Source organism: Kocuria sp. KKT182 (assembly GCF_055635395.1).
In genome coordinates, this window is record NZ_CM145757.1 from 2,236,948 (window position 1) to 2,258,996 (window position 22,049).

General features: G+C 68.9%; 21 protein-coding genes. 10 read left to right on the forward strand and 11 right to left on the reverse strand.

Going from position 1 to position 22,049, the window contains the following annotated elements:
• Positions 1 to 248: 248 nt before the first annotated feature.
• The 6 genes from ACZ2G1_RS10410 (at position 249) to ACZ2G1_RS10435 (ending at position 9,762) form a co-directional block, all read left to right on the forward strand.
• Positions 249 to 3,968, forward strand: coding sequence for a nitrate reductase subunit alpha (locus ACZ2G1_RS10410; RefSeq protein ID WP_470376689.1), 3,720 nt, complete (start codon positions 249 to 251; stop codon positions 3,966 to 3,968).
• The gene (gene narH, locus ACZ2G1_RS10415; protein WP_058874010.1) at positions 3,968 to 5,638 is read left to right on the forward strand and encodes a nitrate reductase subunit beta; all 1,671 of its coding nucleotides are present in this window, start codon (positions 3,968 to 3,970) and stop codon (positions 5,636 to 5,638) included. Before ACZ2G1_RS10410 ends, narH begins: the two co-directional genes overlap by 1 nt.
• Positions 5,638 to 6,336, forward strand: a complete 699-nt coding sequence (gene narJ / locus ACZ2G1_RS10420; protein WP_017834488.1) for a nitrate reductase molybdenum cofactor assembly chaperone — start codon at positions 5,638 to 5,640, stop codon at positions 6,334 to 6,336. Before narH ends, narJ begins: the two co-directional genes overlap by 1 nt.
• Positions 6,333 to 7,166 carry a respiratory nitrate reductase subunit gamma gene (narI, locus tag ACZ2G1_RS10425; protein ID WP_109223117.1) on the forward strand — a complete coding sequence of 278 codons (834 nt, stop codon included), beginning with the start codon at positions 6,333 to 6,335 and terminating at the stop codon, positions 7,164 to 7,166. Before narJ ends, narI begins: the two co-directional genes overlap by 4 nt.
• A 36-nt stretch (positions 7,167 to 7,202) precedes the next feature.
• Positions 7,203 to 8,447, forward strand: coding sequence for an MFS transporter (locus ACZ2G1_RS10430; RefSeq protein WP_470376690.1), 1,245 nt, complete (start codon positions 7,203 to 7,205; stop codon positions 8,445 to 8,447).
• A gap of 217 nt (positions 8,448 to 8,664) precedes the next feature.
• Positions 8,665 to 9,762, forward strand: a complete 1,098-nt coding sequence (locus tag ACZ2G1_RS10435; RefSeq protein WP_017834491.1) for a cytochrome P450 — start codon at positions 8,665 to 8,667, stop codon at positions 9,760 to 9,762.
• A 118-nt stretch (positions 9,763 to 9,880) separates the two neighbouring features.
• Here the strand turns inward: ACZ2G1_RS10435 and ACZ2G1_RS10440 are convergent, their stop codons facing one another.
• The 6 genes from ACZ2G1_RS10440 to ACZ2G1_RS10465 form a co-directional block, all read right to left on the reverse strand.
• The gene (locus ACZ2G1_RS10440; RefSeq protein ID WP_470376691.1) at positions 9,881 to 10,075 is read right to left on the reverse strand and encodes a hypothetical protein; all 195 of its coding nucleotides are present in this window, start codon (positions 10,073 to 10,075) and stop codon (positions 9,881 to 9,883) included.
• Between the two features lie 151 nt (positions 10,076 to 10,226).
• Positions 10,227 to 11,144 (reverse strand): NADP-dependent oxidoreductase, encoded by a 918-nt coding sequence (locus ACZ2G1_RS10445; protein ID WP_470376692.1) that lies wholly within the window; start codon positions 11,142 to 11,144, stop codon positions 10,227 to 10,229.
• A 44-nt stretch (positions 11,145 to 11,188) separates the two neighbouring features.
• Positions 11,189 to 11,617, reverse strand: a complete 429-nt coding sequence (locus ACZ2G1_RS10450) for a cupin domain-containing protein (protein WP_017834494.1) — start codon at positions 11,615 to 11,617, stop codon at positions 11,189 to 11,191.
• Between the two features lie 114 nt (positions 11,618 to 11,731).
• Positions 11,732 to 13,660 carry a heavy metal translocating P-type ATPase gene (locus ACZ2G1_RS10455; RefSeq protein WP_017834495.1) on the reverse strand — a complete coding sequence of 643 codons (1,929 nt, stop codon included), beginning with the start codon at positions 13,658 to 13,660 and terminating at the stop codon, positions 11,732 to 11,734.
• A 213-nt stretch (positions 13,661 to 13,873) separates the two neighbouring features.
• The gene (locus ACZ2G1_RS10460) at positions 13,874 to 14,113 is read right to left on the reverse strand and encodes a heavy-metal-associated domain-containing protein (protein WP_017834496.1); all 240 of its coding nucleotides are present in this window, start codon (positions 14,111 to 14,113) and stop codon (positions 13,874 to 13,876) included.
• Positions 14,114 to 14,228: 115 nt separating this feature from the next.
• Positions 14,229 to 14,912, reverse strand: coding sequence for a Crp/Fnr family transcriptional regulator (locus ACZ2G1_RS10465; protein ID WP_229587753.1), 684 nt, complete (start codon positions 14,910 to 14,912; stop codon positions 14,229 to 14,231).
• Positions 14,913 to 15,346: 434 nt separating this feature from the next.
• On the opposite strand from ACZ2G1_RS10465, the gene ACZ2G1_RS10470 reads away from it, so the two are divergent.
• Positions 15,347 to 15,835, forward strand: a complete 489-nt coding sequence (locus ACZ2G1_RS10470) for a hypothetical protein (RefSeq protein WP_017834498.1) — start codon at positions 15,347 to 15,349, stop codon at positions 15,833 to 15,835.
• A 98-nt stretch (positions 15,836 to 15,933) separates the two neighbouring features.
• Here the strand turns inward: ACZ2G1_RS10470 and ACZ2G1_RS10475 are convergent, their stop codons facing one another.
• Complete coding sequence (locus tag ACZ2G1_RS10475; protein WP_017834499.1) at positions 15,934 to 16,332, reverse strand: hypothetical protein; 399 nt, start codon at positions 16,330 to 16,332, stop codon at positions 15,934 to 15,936.
• A 370-nt stretch (positions 16,333 to 16,702) separates the two neighbouring features.
• Between ACZ2G1_RS10475 and ACZ2G1_RS10480 the strand changes: the two genes are divergently transcribed.
• Positions 16,703 to 17,929 carry an IS110 family RNA-guided transposase gene (locus tag ACZ2G1_RS10480; protein WP_058857733.1) on the forward strand — a complete coding sequence of 409 codons (1,227 nt, stop codon included), beginning with the start codon at positions 16,703 to 16,705 and terminating at the stop codon, positions 17,927 to 17,929.
• Between the two features lie 416 nt (positions 17,930 to 18,345).
• Here the strand turns inward: ACZ2G1_RS10480 and ACZ2G1_RS10485 are convergent, their stop codons facing one another.
• Positions 18,346 to 18,882, reverse strand: coding sequence for a GNAT family N-acetyltransferase (locus tag ACZ2G1_RS10485; protein ID WP_017834500.1), 537 nt, complete (start codon positions 18,880 to 18,882; stop codon positions 18,346 to 18,348).
• Between the two features lie 38 nt (positions 18,883 to 18,920).
• On the opposite strand from ACZ2G1_RS10485, the gene ACZ2G1_RS10490 reads away from it, so the two are divergent.
• Positions 18,921 to 19,031 (forward strand): tyrosine-type recombinase/integrase, encoded by a 111-nt coding sequence (locus ACZ2G1_RS10490; protein WP_244296706.1) that lies wholly within the window; start codon positions 18,921 to 18,923, stop codon positions 19,029 to 19,031.
• A 74-nt stretch (positions 19,032 to 19,105) separates the two neighbouring features.
• Positions 19,106 to 20,271 (forward strand): IS3 family transposase gene (locus ACZ2G1_RS10495; protein ID WP_470376693.1). Its coding sequence is split into 2 segments (ribosomal slippage): positions 19,106 to 19,382 and positions 19,382 to 20,271, totalling 1,167 coding nucleotides; the frame shifts between segments, so codons are not numbered across the junction.
• A gap of 56 nt (positions 20,272 to 20,327) precedes the next feature.
• Here the strand turns inward: ACZ2G1_RS10495 and ACZ2G1_RS10500 are convergent.
• From ACZ2G1_RS10500 to ACZ2G1_RS10510, 3 genes are all read right to left on the reverse strand, one after another.
• A complete protein-coding gene (locus ACZ2G1_RS10500; RefSeq protein ID WP_470376694.1) occupies positions 20,328 to 20,546 on the reverse strand; it encodes a hypothetical protein in 219 nt (72 codons plus the stop codon).
• 235 nt (positions 20,547 to 20,781) lie between these two features.
• Positions 20,782 to 21,318, reverse strand: coding sequence for a DinB family protein (locus ACZ2G1_RS10505; RefSeq protein ID WP_470376695.1), 537 nt, complete (start codon positions 21,316 to 21,318; stop codon positions 20,782 to 20,784).
• The gene (locus ACZ2G1_RS10510; protein WP_470376696.1) at positions 21,315 to 21,836 is read right to left on the reverse strand and encodes a class I SAM-dependent methyltransferase; all 522 of its coding nucleotides are present in this window, start codon (positions 21,834 to 21,836) and stop codon (positions 21,315 to 21,317) included. The genes ACZ2G1_RS10505 and ACZ2G1_RS10510 overlap by 4 nt, the downstream gene beginning before the upstream one ends.
• Between the last annotated feature and the right edge of the window lie 213 nt (positions 21,837 to 22,049).

Below are 22,049 nucleotides of genomic sequence, written 5' to 3' on the forward strand. Positions count from 1 at the left end.
GAAATCCCAGTGATTCGAATCGAACGATTTTCGAAGCTTTCGGCTAGGGGAGCCAACCGCCCTAGATCCCCGACATGCCGCCTCAGGAAGCGCAATGGGCTCGCCTTCTGAAACAAAGTTCTCTTTCTGAAACATATGACACGTCAGCATTTACCACGGAATGCATTATGGCCAGAACAAGTCGTGGCGCGACGATCAGTAACGCGTAAGAATGGCATTCTTGCCGGCGCATTACTAGGTTTCTTTCCATGACGACCGAATCCGTCCCGCCGCGCACCGATGGTCCTGCCTCCGACGCCCTGCTCAAGCTCGGGAAGTTCTTCACCCGCTGGGAGGAGTCCCCGGACGGCCGCGCGGTCTTCCGCGAGGGCGGGCGGGCCGGTGACGCGTTCTACCGGAACCGGTGGAGCCACGACAAGGTGGTCCGCTCCACGCACGGGGTGAACTGCACGGGCTCGTGCTCCTGGAAGATCTATGTCAAGGATGGGATCATCACCTGGGAGGCCCAGGAGACCGACTACCCCTCGGTGGGCCCGGACCGCCCGGAGTACGAACCACGCGGCTGCCCCCGCGGGGCCGCCTTCTCCTGGTACACCTACTCCCCCACCCGCGTGCGCTATCCGTACGTGCGCGGGGTGCTGCTGGAGATGTACCGGGCCGCCAAGGCAGAGGTCGGCGGGGACCCCGTCCTGGCCTGGCAGGCCGTGGTCGGGGACCCGGAGAAGCGCCGGGCGTTCCAGCAGGCCCGGGGCAAGGGCGGGCTGGTGCGCTCCAGCTGGCAGGAGGCCCTCGAGATGACCGCGGGCGCCCACGTGCACACGATCAAGACCTACGGCCCGGACCGGGTCACCGGGTTCTCCCCGATCCCGGCGATGTCCATGGTTTCCCACGCGGCCGGCGCCCGGTTCTTCAACCTCATCGGCGGGGTGATGAACAGTTTCTACGACTGGTACGCGGACCTGCCGGTGGCCAGCCCCCAGGTCTTCGGGGACCAGACGGACGTGCCCGAGTCGGGCGACTGGTGGGATGCGACCTATCTGATGATGTGGGGCTCCAACATCCCGGTCACCCGCACCCCGGACGCGCACTGGATGGTCGAGGCCCGCTACCGCGGCACCAAGGTCGTCTCGGTGAGTCCCGACTACTCCGACAACACGAAGTTCGCCGACGAGTGGCTGCCCGCCCAGGCCGGCACCGACGCCGCCCTGGCCATGGCCATGGGGCATGTGATCCTGAAGGAGAACTTCGTGGACCGGCGGGTCCCGTTCTTCGAGGACTACGTGGTGCAGTACACCGACCTGCCCTTCCTCGTCACCCTCGAGCAGCGCCCAGACGGCACCGTGGTGCCCGGCAAGTTCCTCACTGCCCAGGACCTGGGGCAGACAGAGGCCGCGGACGCGGCGTTCAAGACCGTGCTCCTGGACCGGGACGCGGGCACTCCGGTGGTGCCCCAGGGGTCGACGGGCTTCCGCTACAACGAGGCCGACGAGGGGAAGTGGAACCTGGACCTGCAGGGGGTGCGCCCGGCCCTGTCCGTCGCCGACTCGGCGTCCTACGAGCAGGCCACTAGCGTGATCGATCTGCCCGCGTTCACCGATGCCACGGGCGAGGGCTCGGTGGTCCACCGCGGGGTGCCGGTCACCGAAGTGGCCGGACGCACGGTGACCACGGTCTTCGACCTCATGCTCGCCCAGTATGGGGTGGGCCGGGCCGGGCTACCCGGCCAGTGGGCGTCCGGGTACGACGACGTGGAGACCCCCTACACCCCCGCGTGGCAGGAGGAGATCACCTCGGTCCCGGCGGCGGCGGTGGCCCGCATCGCCCGGGAGTTCGCCACCAACGCGGAGAAGTCCGGCGGCCGGTCGATGATCATTCTCGGGGCCGGCATCTGCCAGTGGTACCACGGGGACGTCACCTACCGGGCGATCTTGGCGATGCTGATGCTGTGCGGGTGTCAGGGCCGCAACGGCGGCGGGTGGGCGCACTACGTGGGCCAGGAGAAGACCCGACCGATCACCGGCCAGGCCACGATGGCCGCGGCCACCGACTGGACCCGCCCGCCGCGGTTCATGATCGGCACCGCGTTCTGGTACATGCACACCGACCAGTTCCGCTCCGACGGGTACTCCTCCGACTCGCTGCAGTCCCCGCTGGCCCAGGGTCACCTGAAGGGCATGCACACCGCCGACGTGGTCGCCAAGTCCACCCGCATGGGGTGGATGCCGTTCTTCCCGCAGTTCGACCAGAACTCCCTGGACGTGGCCGACGCCGCTTCCGAGGGTGTGGCCCGCGGGGAAGCACCTGATGAGGCCCGGTGGGTCGCGGACCGGCTCAAGGCGCAGGACATGCGTTTCGCCGTCGAGGACGTCGACGCTCCGCAGAACTGGCCGCGCACCCTGATGCTGTGGCGCTCGAACCTGCTGGGCTCCTCCGCTAAGGGTGAGGAGTACTTCCTCAAGCACCTGCTGGGCACCCACCACAACGTCCTGGGCTCCGACCACTCCGGCTCCCGCCCCAAAGACGTGACCTGGCACGAGCAGGCCCCGGAGGGCAAGCTCGACCTGCTGGTCTCGGCCGACTTCCGGATGACCAGCTCCACCCTGCTCTCCGACGTCGTGTTCCCCGCCGCGACCTGGTACGAGAAGCACGACCTGTCCTCCACCGACATGCACCCCTACGTGCACGCCTTCACCCCGGCGATCAACCCGCCGTGGGAAGCGAAGACGGACTACGACCTGTTCCGGCTGCTGGCCGAGGAGTTCTCCCGCCAGGCGCGGACCCACCTGGGGGTGCGCAAGGACCTGGTGGCCACCGCGCTCACCCACGACACCCCGGGCGAGCTCGCCCAACCCGGGGGCCACGCCCCGGACTGGAAGGGCACCGACGTCCCGGCGGTACCGGGCAAGAACCTGCCGAACCTCCAGGTGGTGGAGCGCGACTACACCGCGGTCGGGGAGAAGTTCTCCGCGGTCGGGCCACTGGCTGAGAAGCTGGGCCTCACCACGAAGTACATCACCTACGACGTCTCCCACCAGGTGGACCAGCTGGCCCGCCTGCACGGGGTGTTCGACTCCGGGGCCGCGGCAGGCCGACCGGTGATCAACACCGACGCGCGGATGGCCGAGGCCATCCTCCTCTTCTCCGGCACCACCAACGGGGAGCTGGCCGTGCAGGGCTTCGAGACCCTCGAGAAGCGCACCGGGGTGGAGCTCGCAGACCTCGCCCGCGGCTCCGAGGAGAAGCGCATCACCTTCGCCGACACCCAGGCCGGCCCGGTCCCGGTGATCACCTCCCCGGAGTGGTCCGGCTCGGAGACCGGCGGGCGGCGCTACGCCCCGTTCACCATCAACATCGAACGCCTCAAGCCCTTCCACACCCTCACCGGACGGATGCACTTCTTCCTGGACCACGACTGGCTCAAGGACATGGGTGAGTCCCTGCCGATCTACCGCCCGCCCCTGGACATGCACCGCCTGTTCGGGGAACCCAAGCTCGGGCAGCGCGGGGAGCTGTCGATCGCCGTGCGGTATCTGACCCCGCACAACAAGTGGTCGATCCACTCGGAGTACCAGGACAACCTGTTCATGCTCTCCCTGGCCCGCGGGGGCACCACGGTGTGGATGAGCCCCCAGGACGCCGCACTGATCGAGGTCTCCGACAACGACTGGGTCGAGTGCCTCAACACCAACGGCGTCTACATCGGCCGGGCCATCGTCTCCCACCGGATGCCGGCCGGGGTGGTCTACGTCCACCACGCCCAGGAGCGCCTGATCGACGTCCCGAAGTCCGAGGCGACCGGGCGCCGCGGCGGGATCCACAACTCGGTCACGCGCATCCTCGTCAAACCCACCCACATGATCGGCGGCTACGCGCAGCTGTCCTGGGCCTTCAACTACCTCGGGCCCACCGGCAACCAGCGCGACATCGTCTCCGTGGTCCGCAAGCGCTCCCAGGAGGTCCAGTACTGATGCGAGTCATGGCCCAGGTCGCCATGGTGATGGCCCTCGACAAGTGCATCGGGTGCCACACCTGTTCGGTGACGTGCAAGCAGGCGTGGACGAACCGCGCCGGCACGGAGTACGTGTGGTTCAACAACGTGGAGACCCGTCCCGGGCAGGGCTATCCCCGCCGGTACGAGGACCAGGAGAAGTGGAAGGGCGGCTGGGAGCTCAACCGCCGCGGCAACCTCAAGCTCAAATCCGGCGGGCGCTGGGCGAAGCTGGCCGGCTTGTTCGCCAGCCCCGTCCAGCCCGAGCTCAACGACTACTACGAGCCGTGGACCTACGACTACGAGACCCTCACCAACGCCCCCGCCGGCACCGACTTCCCCGTCGCCCGACCGAAGTCCCTGATCACCGGCGAGGACATGAAGATCTCCTGGTCGGCCAACTGGGACGACAACCTCGGCGGCGCCCCGGAGATGGGCCACCTGGACCCGATCGTGGAGAAGGTCCGGAAGGAGTCGGAGGAGAAGATCAAGTTCGAGTTCGAGCAGACCTTCGCCTTCTACCTCCCCCGGATCTGCGAGCACTGCCTGAACCCGTCCTGCATGGCCTCCTGCCCCTCGGGGGCGATCTACAAGCGCACCGAGGACGGCATCGTACTGGTCGACCAGGACAAGTGCCGCGGCTGGCGCCAGTGCGTCACCGGCTGCCCGTACAAGAAGATGTACTACAACCACAAGTCCGGCAAGGCCGAGAAGTGCACCTTCTGCTACCCCCGCATCGAGGTCGGGATCCCCACGGTGTGCGCCGAGACCTGCGTGGGCCGGCTGCGCTACATCGGCATCTTCCTCTACGACGCCGACCGGGTCACCGAAGCCGCCGCGACACCGGACGAACAAGACCTCTACGAGGCGCAACTGGACCTGATGCTCGACCCGCACGACCCGACAGTGATCGCCGCCGCCCGGGCCGAGGGCATCCCCGAGGACTGGCTGGACGCGGCGCGGAAGTCCCCGGTCTACACCCTGGCCAAAGAGCTGCGGGTGGCCCTGCCCCTGCACCCCGAGTACCGCACGATGCCCATGGTCTGGTACGTCCCGCCACTGTCGCCGGTCGTGGACCTGCTCAAGGACCAGGGCCACGACGGCGAGGACGCCGCCAACCTCTTCGGGGCGATCGACTCCCTGCGCATCCCGGTCGAGTACCTGGCCGAGCTGTTCACCGCCGGGGACACCGAGAAGATCCGGGAGGTGCTCAACAAACTGGCAGCCATGCGCTCCTACATGCGCGACATCGCCCTGGGCGAGGAAGCGGACGAGGCGATCGCCGAAGCCGTCGGGATGACCGGGACCGAGATCCAGAAGATGTACCGGCTCATGGCCATCGCCAAGTACGAGGAACGCTACGTCATCCCCTCCGCGCACCTGGAGGACGCGCACAACCTCGAGGAGATCGGCTGCTCCCTCGACGTGGACGGTGGGCCCGGCATGGGCCAGACCGGGGTGTTCGGCGAAGCCTCCGGAACGCCGATGCCAGTCGCGGCCGAGAACTTCGCGGCCCTGCAGGCACGGCAGCGCGGGACCGACCCCACCGGAAACGAGGAACTGGGAGGGCGGGTCAACCTGCTCAACTGGGACGGGCGGGGCAAGCCCCAGGGCCTGTTCCCGCCCCAGGACGGGAACGGGGCGCGCTGATGGGGCTGCTGGAGAAGCTGCTCGGCAAGGCCGGGCCGGGCACCCTCGACCCGGGCGCCTACGCCGACCCGGACCCCCGGCGCAGCGCGGTGACCCGGCAGGCCGCCGCAGTGCTGCTGGGCTACCCGGACCCGGCGATGCTCGAGGTGCTCCCGCTGCTGCACGGGGCGCTCACAGAGGTAGAGGCCCCCGTGGAGGAGGTCGAGGAGCTGTTCGAGTGGTTCACGGCTCGCCCCTTGGATGAGGTGCAGGCCGACTACGTCCAGGAGTTCGACCTGTCCCGGCGGCACAGCCTGCACCTGACCTACTGGACCGACGGGGACACCCGACGCCGTGGGGAGGCACTGGCGGCCTTCAAAGAGATCTACCGCTCCCACGGGGCGCAGCTGGACGAGTCCGAGCTGCCGGACTACCTGCCACTGGTGCTGGAGTTCACCGCGAAGGTCTCCCCCGAGGACGGCTACGAACTGCTGCAGCGCTACCGCCCGTCCCTGGAGCTGCTGCGGCTGTCCCTGCGCGACGACGGCCTGCCGCACCGCGGCGCCCTCGCCCTGGTGTGCTCCACCCTGCCCGGGGTCTCCCCGGAGGACCGCGACGCGGTGATGCGGATGGCCGGCTACGGCCCGCCCACCGAATCCGTGGGCCTGGACCCCTACGACCCCCGGCTGCTGCCCGTCACCGAAAGGAACAGCCCATGATCCCCACCGCTCCGCCTCCCGAGACCGTCGAGATCGGGGTGGGGGACGTCCTGTTGTGGGGTGCCCTGCCCTACGTCGTGCTGGCGCTGATCATCGGCGGCTCGATCTGGCGCTACAAGTACGACCAGTTCGGTTGGACCACCCGCTCCTCCCAGCTCTACGAGTCCCGCATCCTGCGCATCGCCTCCCCGCTGTTCCACTTCGGCATCCTCGCAGTGCTGGCCGGGCACGTCATGGGGCTGGTGATCCCCCGCACCTGGACCGACGCCGTCGGGATCAACGAGCACCTGTACCACATCATGGCCCTGGGCATCGGCACGATCGCCGGGGTGGGCACCCTGGTCGGGATCGTGCTGCTCATCTGGCGCCGGCGCACCACCGGGCCGGTGTTCATGGCCACCACCAAGAACGACAAGCTCATGTACATCATGCTCGTCGGCGCGCTGCTCACGGGCCTGGGCACCACGGTGCTGTCCCTGTTCGACACCACCGTGGTCGACTACCGCCAGACCGTCTCCCCGTGGTTCCGCTCCATCTGGATCTTCCAACCCGACGTCGCCGCCATGGCCGCGGCCGGCCCCGGCTTCAAGGTGCACGCCCTGTGGGCGATGGCGCTCTTCGCGCTGTGGCCCTTCACCCGCCTGGTGCACGCCTTCACCGCACCGGTGCACTACCTGTTCCGCCCCTACATCGTCTACCGCTCCCGTGACCGCGCCTCCGGAACGAACCTGGCCCCGGTGCGCCGGGGTTGGGAGCCCGTGGGCACCCGGGACCGGGCCCGTGGCACCACGAAAGCACCCACGGGCCGCAACCGCGCCGGTCGCCACTGACGTCTCGCCCTGCCCACCGAACGCACGAGGACAGCCATGTCATCCACCTCCCCCGCGACCTCTTCCGGCACCACTGCCCCTCACCTCAAGGCCGGGCAGCTGCGCAACCTGCTCCTGGCCACCCTGGCGTCCGCAGTCGGCTTCTGGGCATGGACGATCGTGGGGCCGCTGGCCAAGCGCTATGCCCAGCAGATGGACCTCGACGCCACCCAGACCTCGGTGCTGGTGGCCATGCCGATCCTCGTCGGCGCCGTCTGCCGGGTGCCCGTTGGCGCGTTGACCGACCGCTACGGCGGGCGGGTGATGTTCACCGTCATCCTGGGCATCACCGCTCCCCTGGTGCTCGTCACCGGGCTCGTCGGGCAGCTGGGCAGCTTCGGACTGCTCGTGGCCGTGGCGTTCTTCCTCGGCATCGCCGGTACCGTCTTCGCCGTGGGCGTCCCGTTCTGCTCGGGGTGGTACGAATCCCACCGCAAGGGCTTCGCCACCGGGGTCTTCGGCGCCGGTATGGTCGGCACCGCCGTCTCCGCGTTCCTCACCCCCCGCCTGGTGACCGGGATCGGATACCTGGGCGCCCACGTCCTGATCGCGGTGATCGTGGGAGTCATGGCTGTGCTGTGCTGGGCGCTGCTACGGGACTCTCCCGTGCACGGGGCCAAGGCCCCCGAGCCGGTCCTACCGAAGATCAAACACGCGTTCACGCTGAAAGTCACCTGGCAACTGTGCTTCCTCTACGGGGTCGTCTTCGGGGCGTTCGTCGCGTTCTCCAACTACCTGCCGACCTACCTCGACAACGTCTACGACTTCGACGCCACCGCCGCCGGCACCCGCACCGCCGGCTTCGCCCTGGCCGCCGTCATCGCCCGACCCATCGGCGGGATCCTGGCCGACAAGATCGGGCCGAAGACGGTGACCCTGACCGCTCTGTCCGGCACCGCCGTGCTCGCCATGGTCGTAGCCTTCCAACCCGGTCAGGAACGCGTCTACGGCCCCACCTTCCTGCTCATGGCACTCTTCCTCGGCCTGGGCACCGGCGGTGTCTTCGGCTGGGTCGGCCGAGCCGCCCCGGCCAAGGACGTCGGCACCATCGGCGGCATCATCGCCGCCGCCGGCGGCCTGGGCGGATACTTCCCGCCGCTGGTCATGGGCGCCACCTACAACGCCGAGCACAACAGCTACTTCGTGGGCCTGACCCTGCTGGCCGGCTTCGCGATCCTGTCCCTGCTGCTCGCCCTCACCGTACGCAACGGCGGGAAAGTCGACGAACGAACCCACCCCTGAACACCACCACCAACTGCCCCCACCGCCGGCGCGGAGGTCCCCGCGCACCGCGCTGACGGCCACCCACGACAGGACACACATGACAGGCCATCCCTCGGCCGATGACGCCATCCCCCACGCACCCCCGCTGGCCGGACCCGCCACGGCACCGGGACCGGCCACGGATCCCGTCCGGTCCGATTGGAACCCGCGGGGCCCGCAGGTCCGTCGCGATCCTGTGGCCGCCTACGACAAGCTGCGCTCACGCTGTCCCGTGGCCCGCGATGCCAGTGGTGCTTGGACGTTGTTCACCCACGCTGACGTCACTGCCGCCGCGCTGGACCACGAGAGCTTCTCCAACGCAGTCTCCCGCTACCTCCAGGTGCCCAACGGTCTTGACGGCCCTACCCACACGGCCTTCCGCGCCCTCGTGGAGCGGTTCTTCACCCCTGAGCGGATGAGCGCCCTGGAGCCGGTGGTGCAGCGGGTCGCCACCGACCTGGTGGGCCAGCTCGAGGTCCCCGGCCCGATCGACGCCGTGGCGGTCGGCTCCCGCTTCGCCGTGCGCGCACAGACGGCCTGGCTGGGGTGGCCTGCAGGCCTGGAGGAGGATCTGCTGCAGTGGATGCAGGACAACCATGCCGCCACCCGCTCCCGGGACCGTTCCCGCACCACTGAGGTCGCCCAGCGCTTCGACGCCATCATCCGATCCTTGACCGACGTCCGCCGCGAGGCCGGCGACGGTGCGCCCGATGACGTGACCACTGAGCTTGTGCGTGCCCAGGTTGATGGGCGGGAGCTCAGCGACGATGAGATCGTCTCGATCCTGCGCAACTGGACCGGCGGTGACTTGGGGTCGATGGCGTTGTGCACCGGCGTGGTACTGACTTATCTGGCCGATCAACCCGAGTTGCAGGCCCGGCTGCGCTCGGGGGTGTCCGACCGGGAGTTCGACGCGATCCTCGATGAGATCCTGCGGATCGATGACCCGTTCGTCGCCAACCGCCGCATCACGACGGAACCCGTCACAGTCGGTGGTCGAGAGCTGGCCGCCGGCGACCGGGTGCTCCTGAACTGGACCGCCGCCAACCGCGACCCGCGGATCTTCGCTGACCCGGACGCGTTCGACCCGGTCGGCAACGCCCCGTACAACCTGGTGTACGGGATCGGCAAGCACGTGTGCCCTGGCAGGCCGCTGGCGACCCTCGAGCTGCGAGTACTGACCCGCGCCGCCCTGGCGGCGACGGCCGTGATCGAGCCCGATCCGGACCGGCCCCGGGAACGCGAGTTGCCGCCCGTGGGTGGGTTCGCCACCGCTCCGCTGCGCCTGCGGTGACACCCACCGCTCCGGCGGGAACACCGACCCCGTGTCGGGGTGGAGGAATCAGCCTCTCCCCGGCCGGGGCCGAGCACGCGTCGCTTGTCGGGACGCCCGAGCAGCCAACCCCTGGGGTTTAGTAGTTCTGGGGCGGGTCGGAGGCGGGGAAGGAATCGAGTCCCCACTGCTCGATCTTCGCTTCGTTCCGTTCGTACTGGGCGGCGGCTGTTTCCGCGTTCTTGATCAGCTGCTGGAGCTGGACGGTTTCGACGCTGGTGAGCGTCGCCGTGGCGATGCGGGGGCTCGTGGTCGGACTGGTCTTCTGGCACATGGGATGTTCCTTCTGTGGGCTGGATCCGCTCTCTCGCGCCCCGCCTCAAGATGAGTCGACAGGTGCCGGTGTGACGGCCCCCGTCAATGGGCTGGGGCCGCCACACCGGCGCCCTTGTTCTCACCGCATGAGGCTCCGGGCGTGCCCATGATCAGCACACGGGGGTGGGTTCGATGACGATCTTGCCGGTGGCGTGACCGGCCTCGACCTCGGCGATCGCCCGTCCTGCTTCTGCCAGGGGATAGCAGGCGGTGACGTGGGGATCGACGAGTCCGTATTCGATGACCTCGGTGATCTTTTCCATCGCCTCCTCGGTGCGTTCCAGTGCCGCCCCGCCCAGTTCTGTGGCGGTCGTGGCGTCGGCCGCCGAGATGATCCTGGCCGGATCGGTAACCAGGCCGGCGACCTCGCCCAGGGCCTCACCCCCGACGAGGTCGACGATAAGGTCCACCCCCTCGGGGGCGACCTCGCGGACGCGGTCAGCAGCTCCTTCCCCGGAGGGGACGAAGGTCGCCCCGGTGCATTCGACGATCTTGCGCTTGGACTGGCTGGCGACGCCGATGACGGTGAACTGGTGGACGCGCCCAATTTGGGCGGCCATCAGTCCCACCCCGCCGCCGGCGCCAAGAATCAGCAATCTCTGGCCGGGTTCGAGTTCGAACTGGTGGGTGGCGTCATAGGCGGTGGCCGCAGCCACCGGGATGGTGGTGGCGTCGGCGAAGGAGATCTCCTCGGGCTTGGCGACCGCCTCGGCCGCCCGCACGAAGGTGTGCTCGGCGAACCCGCCGTGACCCGGAGCGACGGGGCCGAGGATCTCGTCGCCGACCGCGAAACCCTTTACGCCTTCCCCGAGATCGGTCACGACGCCGGAGACCTCCCGGCCCATCGGGGCCGGCAACTCCCGGTCCCGCCCCAGTACCCCGGAGCGGATCTTCCAGTCGACAGGATTCACCCCGGCGGCCCGAACCTCCACGGCCAGCTCGCCCGGGCCAGGCTGCGGGGCGGGCCGATCGAGGAGCTGTTGGGTCTCAGGACCGCCGAAATCGGTGAACACGTAGACCGTGGACATCGTCTTCCTCGTTTCTTCTCTAGAGGGTGTGGATGAGTGCGGGCTCAACCGGTCGGGGGTTCGTCCCGGCCGGTGGCCTCGGCCGCGTCCGCCTCCTCCTTGGTGGCGTAGGCGGCCTCGGCGGCGTGCTCGGGCGGGCTGTAGACGGTGTAGAGCACCAGGGGCTCATCCCCGGTGTTGCGGAAGTTGTGCCGGGCCCCGGCCGGGACCGCGCACTGGTCACCGGCCTCGATCGGATGCGTGTGCCCGTTCAGGTCGGCTTCCCCGGTGCCGGCGACGAAGGTGAGGATCTGATCGGTGTGCTCGTGGACCTCCTCGCCGATCTCACCACCGGTAGGGATGGTCATGACAACGATCTGAGCGTGTTGGCCGGTCCACAGCACCTGGCGGAAGTCGGGGTTGCTGCCAGCGATGTCGGCGATGGTGAAGTGCTCAATGTTGCCCTCGATGATGAAGTGCTCTTGCGCGCTCATGATGCTCCTCCTGCAGTGATGGTGGTCTCTCCGCCCGGGGCCGGGCAGGACTGGTGGTGCGTTCCACCCCGTGGCGGGCGGTCCTGGTGTGGGGCCGCCCGCCACGGTGGTGTCCTAGGACCGGGATGTCACCCGGTCTGTGGCCGGGGCGGCCGGTGTGGTGCCCGTCGCGGGGGTGGTGTCCTGGGCGCGGCGCAGCAACCGCATGGCGTTGGCGATCACGACGAGCACAGAAGCCTCGTGGACGAGCATCCCGATCGACATCGTGACCCCGCCGGCGAAGACCCCGGCCAACAACAGCACCACGGTGATCAGGGCGACGGTGATGTTCTGATGCATCACGGCCACGGTGCGCTTGGCCAGCCCGATCGCTTCGGGCAGCTTCAGCAGGTTGTCGCCCATCAGCGCGATGTCGGCGGTCTCCACGGCCACAGCCGAGCCGGCCGCGCCCATGGCCGCGCCGATGTCCGCGGTGGCCAGGGCGGGGGCGTCATTGACGCCATCGCCGACCATCACCACCAAGTGGCCCTCCCGCTGCAGCGCCGCGACCGCCTCGAGCTTGTCCTCGGGCAGCAACCCGGCGCGGATCTCGTCCACCCCGGTGACCTTCCCGATGGCCTGAGCCACCAACGGGGCGTCACCGGTGAGCATGACGACCTTCTCCACCCCGGCCTCGTGGAGCCGGGACACCATCTCGGCCGCGTCGGCCCTCACCTGGTCGGCCACGGCGATGACACCGATCACGGCATTGTCGACGGCCACGATCATGGGTGTCCGCCCAGCCGCGGCGAGCTTCTGGGCCGCAGCTGCAGCCTTCGGGTCGGTGATGCCGTACTGCTCCAGCAACGCGGCGTTGCCGATCAGCACCCGCACCCCGTCAGTGGTCGACACGATGCCCTTGCCCGGCACTGGGTCGACCGCCTCGGGGACCACGGAGGCGCCCACGCCCTCGGCCGCAGCGGCGTCGAGGATCGGGCGGGCCAGGGGGTGCTCGGAGCCGGCCTCCGCGGCCGCGGCCCAGCCCAGCACGTCCGCGCGGTCCAGCGCCGGGTCCAAGACGACCACGTCGGTCAGCTGCGGGCGGCCCTCGGTGAGCGTGCCGGTCTTGTCCACGGCGACGGCGGTGATCCTCGCGGAGGTCTCCAGGAACTCCCCACCTTTGATCAGGATGCCATTGCGGGCCGCACGGCCGATGCCGGCCACGATGGCGACCGGGATGGAGATCACCAGGGCTCCGGGACAGCCGATGACCAGCAGGGTCAGGGCGAGCACCACGTCCCCGGTGATCAAGCCACCGACCAGTGCCAGGACCATGATTGCGGGGGTGTACCAGGTGGAGAAGCGGTCGATGAATGCCTGGGTGGCCGCCTTGGCGTCCTGGGCCTCCTCCACCCGGTGGATGATGCGGGCCAGCGTGGTGTCGGCGCCGATGCCGGTGGCCAGCACCTGAAGAAACCCGCCGCGGGAGACGGTCCCGGCGAAGACCTGGTCGCTCTTGGCCTTCTCCACCGGGATGGACTCCCCGGTGATGGAAGCCTCGTCCACGGCACCGGTGCCGGCCACGACCTGGCCGTCGACGGGAACCTTGGCGCCGTTCTTGACCAGCACGACCTCGCCCATCGCCACGTCCGCGGCCGGAACCTCGACCTGCTCCCCGTCACGCAGGACCACGGCGGTGTCCGGGGCGACCGCGACGAGCTCGGCCAGCGCCGAGCGGGTCTTGTTGAGGGTGGCCGACTCCAGGGCGTGGCCGACCGCGAAGAGGAAGGTCACCGCGGCGGCCTCCCAGTAGTTGCCGATGATGACCGCCCCGATGGCGGCGACCGCCACCAGCAGGTCGATCCCGACCATGCGGGCGACCATCGCCCGGACGGCCTTGACCACGATCTGATTGCCGGCGACGACGGCGGCGGCGAGCATGAGCACATCCGCCCACAGGACCGAGCCGACGACCTCGGAGGCGACGAACGAGGCGAGGATCAGCACCCCCGCAACCGCGGGGATCGCCCACCGGCCGTAAATCCACCTCTGCACCCTGTTCATGATGTCCGTCCTTCCTGGTAACCGTTCTCGCCCCTGATGGGGGCTTGTTCACGACGCTACGCACAGCCCACGGACCCGAACATGTCGGGGATCAATCAACCGCACGATCGCAGGAAGGGCCAATGAGCGCCGGCTCGGCGGGCAACGAAGAGCGCCGCTGCCGTGACCTCCTGGGGAGGTCCCGGCAGCGGCGCGGGCTGTGGGTGCGGCGGGTCAGAAGGCGGCGGGGCGGGCGGTGTAGCCGACCTTGGCAACAGCGGCGACGATGTCCTCCACACTCACGAGGGCAGGGTCGTGGTCGACCTCGATGCGGGCCGAGGCGAAGTGGACCTTCACCGCGTCGACGCCCTTCAGACGCCCGACGCGCTTCTCGATCTTGGCCACGCAGGAGGGGCAGGAGAAGCCCTCGGCGCGCAGGACCGTGTGAGTGGTGGTGGCTGTGGTGGTGGTCATGGTGGTGGTTCCTCTCCCTGTTGTGGAGTACTCACCTCATCGGGTGTGTCTCCAACCTACGAAGGACCGGGTCCTCGGACCATGACGGGCGTCAATCAACCGCGAAGCTCGGGGGTCAGGCCTCCGCTCCGGCGATCTCCGCCAGCCGGCGCGGGTCACGCACGGCAGTCCAGCGGCGGCCGGCGTCGATGACACCGTCCTTGCGCCACCGGCTCATCACCCGGGAGACGGACTCCGGGGTCGACCCGGTCATCCCCGCCAGATCCGCCCGCGACAGCGGCAGCTCGATCAAGGTCCCGCCCTCGCGGGCGGGCTCCCCGAACTTCTCCGCCAGGCGCAGCAGGACCGCCGCCAGTCGCTCGGCCACGGTGGCCGTGGACTGCCGGGTGACGTCGGTGCGGGCCTGGGCGAGCAGCGCTGTGGTGTCCTCGAGCACCCGCAGCCCCACCTCTGGGTGCTCGCCGAGGATCTGGCGGAACGCGTCGTCGCCGATCCGCAGGGCGCACACGGTGGTCAAAGCCTCGACAGTCTCGGCGTAGGCTTCCTGGCCGAGGGTGCGCAGCCCGCCGAACAGGTCTCCCGGCCCCAGTAGCTCCACCACGACCTCTTGCCCATTCGGGGCGGTCCGGTAAGCCTTGGCCCGTCCCGCGGCTACGAGGTAGAGGTGCTCAGCCGGTGCGCCCTCGACGTGGAGCGCGTCCCCCTCAGCCCAGGACAGGGAGGTCATCCTCCGGTCGATGTCCGCCAGCTGCTCCTCGACCAGCCCGGCGAACATCGGTGTCCGGGACAGCACCCGCATCCGCACCGGCGCCGGACAGACGTGGGGCTGCGCGCAGGTCGACCGCAACGGGATCCGCCGCCGAGAAGACACCGGGCTAGCATCCGGGGACATCCGCGCCGGCGACCCCTGCAGGCCCTCGGCGTGCGAGGAGGTGCTCATGCTGTTCCCTTCAGGCCAGGTAGGGGAAACGGCACCAGGTACGGGGCGCCCACCTGGTCACCGGATCGCGTCGTTCGAATTCCACCGTACTCCCACAGCATTCGGCCCCGGCCCCGCGTCCCGCTTTCACGGACCCCGGCCCGCATCAGCAACATGGCTTCTTCCCCCAGACCTTCTCCAATGGGGGTGCATCTCACAGACACCACCAGTGCGCGCAGAGCTTTCCCCGCTGACGTGTCGCTGGCGCCCGTTCGGCGTGGCGCGCGGGGAGTCCTGCAGCTTCCAGGAGGAGCGTGGACGCTGTGAACACCTCACGTCCCGAATCGACTCCTCCAGCCCATCAGCAGCGGAAGCCGCCCCGGGACTTCGCCGCCGTCCTGCCGCTGTTGGTGGGCTCGGCTGTGGGCGCGGCCGGGGGCAGCACCTTCGTGCTGGCCAACGCCTCCGCACTGGTCCCACCGCGGCCCGGACTGACCCTGGTTGCCTGGGGCGTGCTCGCGCTCGGATGGTTGGCCGCGACACTGCTGCACCGGCACGACCCCGCCGTAGCACGGCCGCGCCGGCATGCCCTGACGATTTACGTGACGAGTGTGGTGGCGACGCTGGTGCTGATCCCACTCGCCACCACGGCCTTCGGCACCCTCGAGGCAGAGCCCCTGCGTCCCGCGGCCATCGCCGCGGCGGTGGGTCTTTTCGTCACTCCCACGGCAGGGCCCGCAGCCGCAGTGCTGGCCGGGTTGACGATGCTGGCCTCGATCACGCTCTACAACCTCCGTCACTAGCCAGCACTCCACGGCCCGGAAAGCAACCCACAGTGCATCAGACCCGCCGGGTTCGGCGTGAGGTCGTTGCACGGAGGCTGGACTATGGACGAGGAGGTTCAGGAGGTGTCTCCGTCGACGGGTTCGACCTTAGGGTCCGTTGCCGGGGTGCAGCGAGTATGTGGGGGCAGTGCTGCGCTCAGGTGCGGGGCGATGTGTGCCAGGTGGGCGAGATAGCCGTGGGCGTCCAGCTCGGTCAACGCGAGGCGAACCTGGGCCTTGGCCGTGCTGGCGCGGGCGGCGAGCTCGGCCAGCGCCAGGGTGTGCTCGGGGCGGGTGCGGGCCACCGCGCGCAGCACCCGACGGGCCTCCGGGCTCAGCCGGGAGTCGGCGCTTGCCTGGTGGATCAGGGCCTCCAGGGCCGGGCGCAGGGCGGCAAAGGCCGCCGCCCGGGACAGCGGATCGGCCACGGGAGTCGCCCAGTTGGCGTGCGCTGCGGCAGGGTGGGCATCGTTCATGCGGGCCTCCTCAACCGGGGCAGCTACCTGCGATTGGACGATGTGCTGCCACAGGGACGGAGGGACGGTCATGAGTGCCGTAAGGGGCCGCCGGCCCGGCGGCAGAAGCGTCGCCCCCCGTTACCTTCTTCCCAACTCCTCGGTCCGACAGGATGGAGGGGTGCTGACCGGCCGGTCCTCGGCATGATCGTTTGCCCCCAGTCATCCATGATCCGGGGGGTGTAGTCACCGAGGACCGGTCCGGTGATCGCGGATCGCTAATAGAGGCAGGGCCCGCTGGATTAGGGCCTTCGTAACGTGGATGCCGAGCGTGATCACCATCCGGCCGGCCAGCATGCTCGTACAGCAGCGGATGAGAAGGGGCCCGGCCATGTCAGAGCAACCACAACCGGCGGTGTTCGTCGGCCTCGACGTCGGCAAGTCCGACCACCACGCCGTGGCGGTGACGGCTGCGGGGAAGACGGTCTACGACAAGGCCCTGCCTAACGACGAGACCCGGCTGCGGGCCATCCTCACCGACCTGGCCGCGGCCCATGGGCCGGTGCTGATGGTCGTGGACCAGCCGGCCACGATCGGGGCGTTGCCGGTGGCCGTCGCCGAAGGCACCGATGGCGTACAGGTGGCCTACCTGCCCGGGCTGGCGATGCGCCGGATCGCCGATCTGCACCCGGGCACGGCCAAGACCGACGCCCGCGACGCACTGATCATCGCCGAGGCCGCCCGGACCATGCCGCACACCCTGCGTGACATCCAGGTCGATGAGGCCCAGATCGCCGAACTGGCCGTGCTGGCCGGCTTCGACGACGACCTCGCCACCCAGATCACCGCCACCTCCAACCGCCTACGGGGCATGCTCACCCAGATCCACCCCGCCCTGGAACGGGTCCTGGGATCGCGGGTGACCCACCCGGCGGTCGCCGATCTGCTCAGCCGCTACCCGACCCCGGCCAAGCTCGCCGCGGCCGGCAGGGGCCACGTGCGGGCAAGGCTCAAGAAGCACGCACCCCGGCTGGCCGAGACCCTCACCGAGGAAATCTTCGACGCTCTGGGGCAGCAGACCGTGGTCGTGGCCGGCACCGAGGCCGCCGCCACCGTCGTGCCGATCCTGGCCGGGCAGCTGGCCGGCCTGATCCACCAACGGGCCACGGTGGCCGCCCAGGTCGAGGCCCTCGTGGAGGCCCACCCTCTTTGCCCGGTCCTGACCTCGATGCCCGGGATAGGGGTCAGGACCGCCGCGAGAATCCTCACCGAGGTCGTCGGCAAGGACTTCCGAGATGCCGGGCATTTGGCCTCCTACGCCGGGATCGCCCCGGTCACCCGAAGGTCGGGAACCTCGATCCGCGGCGAGCACGCCGCCAAGGGCGGCAACAAACGCCTGAAGCGGGCACTGTTCCTCTCGGCCTTCGCCTCACTCAACCACCCACCCTCGAGGGCCTACTACGACCGGAAACGCGCCCAGGGCAAACGCCACAACCAGGCGATCATCGCCCTGGCCCGCCGACGGACCGACGTCCTGTTCGCCATGCTGCGCGACGGCACCCTCTACCAAGACCCCACCGAGCCCCAGAACACGTCACCGGTGGCCCTGGCCGCTTGACGGAAACCATAGAGGCACCCCCCCCCGGCGACGGAGCCCAAGGCCCCAGCTCTTCTGCCGCCAGGACGGCGGCTATTCGACCGGTCTGGAATGGGCCAGCCCCCCGGCTGCGCCCTCTGACACGGTCCACACTAGGTGGCCCAGCCCCCCGACTGAGCACCGTGCGCGATACCCCAACCGTACCGACCGGTAAGGAAAAGATCGACTTTCATAATGTCCCCACTTCCGCCGGTGGGACGCCCCGCCGTGCTGACGAGGCGGTCCGGGGCCGGGTTGTCCGCCCAGAGGCGGTTTCCGCCGGCGCGTACGGCAGGCTGGAATTGCTGGGCCCCCCGGTCCTGCGGACACCGACTCCGACCGCATCGGCTAAGCCTTCCCCTGGGGATGCCGTCTGCGTGGTGCTGGCCCGGTGCCTGTTATGGGTTCCAGGCCATGACGCCATCGGCTGCACGTCCGGGGACGTCGACGAAGCCCTCCGCCGCATAGAGCTTCTTGGCGTAGTTGTCGGCCTCCACCGACAGGCTGAGCCGGGGCACCCCTCGAGCTCGCGCGTCGTCCTGCACCCGGCGCAGGAGCGCCCTGCCCACTCCCCGGCCACGCCAGTCGCCCCGCACCCACAGGCTCACCTCCGGGGTGTCCTCGGCGAGGAATCCGTAACCAGGATCATCCGGGGGCAGGAATTGGGCCCAGACAACGCCGATGGCGCCCTTCCCGACTTCGGCCACCCAACCGAAGTCGCCGCGCTGGGGATCAACGACCGTGTAGTGGGCGAACTCCGACCGCGTGCGCACATCGGCCGCTATGAACCGCTGCCCGCACCAGTTGAGGTTCCCGAGCGTGGCCGCGGCCAGCAACGCGTTCTCCGCTGCCATCAACGGTCGCAAGGAGAAGTCATGGAGCACGGGGTCATCGTAGGGCCGCAACCAGATGCCGAACCTCAACTGCATCATCATTCCCGCGGGCAATGTCCGGTAGCACCGCAGCCACCCTGATGCTCACCGAAGGCTGGGACGTGAAGGTCGTTGCCCAGCTGCTGGGTCACGCTTCGGTGACCACCACCTCCAAGTACCTCGACGAACGGGACTGCCGCACGAATAGGTGACAGGTTGACCTGACCTACGGTTTGGTTTCCAGTGGCGGTCGCTAGTCGAAGGCCTTCATGGAAGGCTCACCGCTATGCCCCGCCCCTACCCTCCTGAGTTCCGTGCACGAGCGATCGCTCTCGTGCGCGAGGGCCGCCAGGTCAAGCAGACCGCGGCTGATCTTGGTATCCACCCTGTCACGCTCCATTCCTGGCTGCGCCAGGACGACATCGACCAGGGCCGCCGGCCCGGGCGCAGCACCCAGGAATCGGCTGAGCTCCGCGCGGCCCGCGGCCGGATCCGCCAGCTCGAGCAGGAGATCGCGATCATCCGCCACGCGGCCACCTGGCTCGATGAGGAGGACGGACTCCCCCCAAAAGGGCGCACCCGGTGATCGACCGTCTCGTCGACGCCGGGGCTCCGGTCCACACCTGCTGCCGCCTCCTGGGCGTCTCCCGCCAGGGCTACTACCGGTACCGCAAGCGTCCGACCAGCGCCACGGAACTGCGCCGACGCTGGCTCACCGGGCTGATCCGCGAGATCCACGTGGCCTCTCGGGGCACCTACGGCTACCGCCGCATCCACGCGGAACTCACCATCGGCATGGGCATCCCCTGCTCCAGCCGGCTCATCTCCGCGCTGATGACGCGCGCCAGCATCGGCGGACTGCCCGGCCCGGCGCGCATCAAGCGGCTTCGAGGCGTGGCGACCGCAGACGACCTCGTCAACCGGAAGTTCCACCGCCTGGCGCTGAACGAACTGTGGGTCACGGACATCACCGAGCATCCCACCCGCGAGGGCAAGGTCTACTGCGCAGCGGTGCTCGACGCCTGCAGCCGCAAGATCATCGGCTGGGCCATCGACTCCAAGCAGGACTCCACCCTGGTCATCAATGCCCTGGACATGGCCATCCGCGCCCGGAAGCCCGGTGCCGGCGGAATCGTCCACGCCGACCACGGGGTCCAGTTCACCTCGTGGGTGTTCACGCAGAAGATCCGCTCGGCCGGGCTGCTGCCCTCGTTCGGCACGGTCGGCGACGGCCTCGACAATGCCATGATGGAATCGTTCTGGTCGACGATGCAGATCGAACTGCTGAACCGTCGGAAGTGGAAGACCCGGATCGAGCTGGCGAACGCGATCTTTGAGTACATCGAAGTGTTCTACAACCGACGACGACGCCACTCCGCACTCCAGTACGCCACCCCGCACGAATACGACCTCGCGCGAACACCACAGGCACTCACCACCGCTGGAAGCTAGTCACCACGAGTGGAAACCAAACCGTGGGTCAGGTCAGACTGTCACCTATCGGTGCATCAGTCCCTGGAGTGCGGTGTCAGTTGGGCGTGGACGACGTTGCGGAGGAGCACTTCGACATGTCCGATGAGCTCAAAGAACGCCCCCGTCAGTTCCGCGTTCCACATGTAGAGCGCCACCGTGTCCTCGGGAGCGGCGGCGTACTTGGACAGCCGATCGGTACTGACCCACCCCTCGAGCTGAGCCTGGCTGAGAGCGAAGGGCACTTGATGCCTCACTTCACGGTGGATAGACTGGACGGCGAAGACCCCAGAACGATCCCTGCTCTGAAAGATCGAGCACATCGCTGGGGTTTCAGCTTTTAACCCAGGCTATCGAGGTGCCGGCACATCCCTGGGATCAGGATGGCCCGACCAGCGCCTTCCTCGGTTCCCGCGGTGACGTGGAGCAGACGTGCACGATGTGCACGCCGGAACCGCAATTGCATCACCAGATCCGTGCATCGGAGCGGGTTCACGGTGCACGGCTGAGCGTCAGCTGCTGACGGTGGTGGTCGTAGTGCTGGGTGCCGTAGTGGTAGATCTCGGCCAGGCTCATCCAGCCCCGGAAGTAGGGATCCCCGTGCACCGGCATGTGCACCCCGCAGGCCAGCGCATCCTCCGACTCGGTCTTGAGTCGGGCCTGCAGAATGTCGAGTGTGCGGTCGAACCACCGGATCAGCCGCGGGCCGTGGATCACCCGGGCCGCACCCCGGTCGCTCTGATAGTTGATGACGTGGAAAGCTCCGGTGCCGGCCTCCAGTGCTCCGGCGAAGGTGCGGCTGACCGGATCGGGCAGCCGGCCCATCAGGCGCACCAGGGGTAGCAGGCGGCGCACGATGAGGTAGCCGAAGAACATGTGGAACAGCAGCTGCCCGTTGGCCCACCGGGTGCCCAACGAGAGCCGGCGCAGATCCGCAGGGGTCGCTTCAGTGACCAGGGCATGGAAGTCCGCGCGAACCCGCTCCAGCTCCTCATGGATGGCCCCGGGGGTGATGGGCGCGTTGCTCATCGGCTGCTCCTGGCAGTGATGTCGTGGCCGGGAGCGTCCTGGGCATTGCCCGGCTTGTGAGCGATAAAGCGCAGGACCCGACCGCCGAAGGACAGCCGGAGGGCGAGTGGGTCCAGGCCGGCCTGGTCGAGGACTGGTCCGAACGCTCCCGGTTCGATGAGCCGGTGCGGTGACCGGTCGGCACGGTGCACCAGGGATGCCATCGGTGAGGCCAGCAGGTCGTATCCCACGAAGGCCCCACCCGGTCGCAGGACTCGGGCCGCCGCGGTCACCGCGTGTTCCCACTCGATGACGTGGTGGAGCATCAAAAAGCTCACGACCGTGTCGAACGACTCGTCCTGAAAGGGCAACCGGGTGGCATCGGCCTGACGCGCCTGGGTCAGGGGGAACCCGGCCAGGCGGTCCTGGGCGGCCTGGACCATCACCGGATCGGCGTCGGTCGTGGTGAGCCGAACCCGGGAATGGGCTCGGGCGATGGCTTCGGCCATCGCACCGCTGCCTCCACCGATCTCCAGCACGTCCCCGGTGAGAGGGAACCCCTGGGTCGCCCACGGAACCATCCGCCGGGCCACAAGAGCCCATGGCGCGCTGCGACAGAAGGAGGCTTCCAGGGCGGACATCTTTGGCATGGTCTCCACCTTTCGGCGCACGCATCGTGTGCGCCGAGCTTAGTTCCACGATCGACGGCAGTGAACCGTCCGGGCAGGAGCGAGGCAATCTGGCCGTTCACG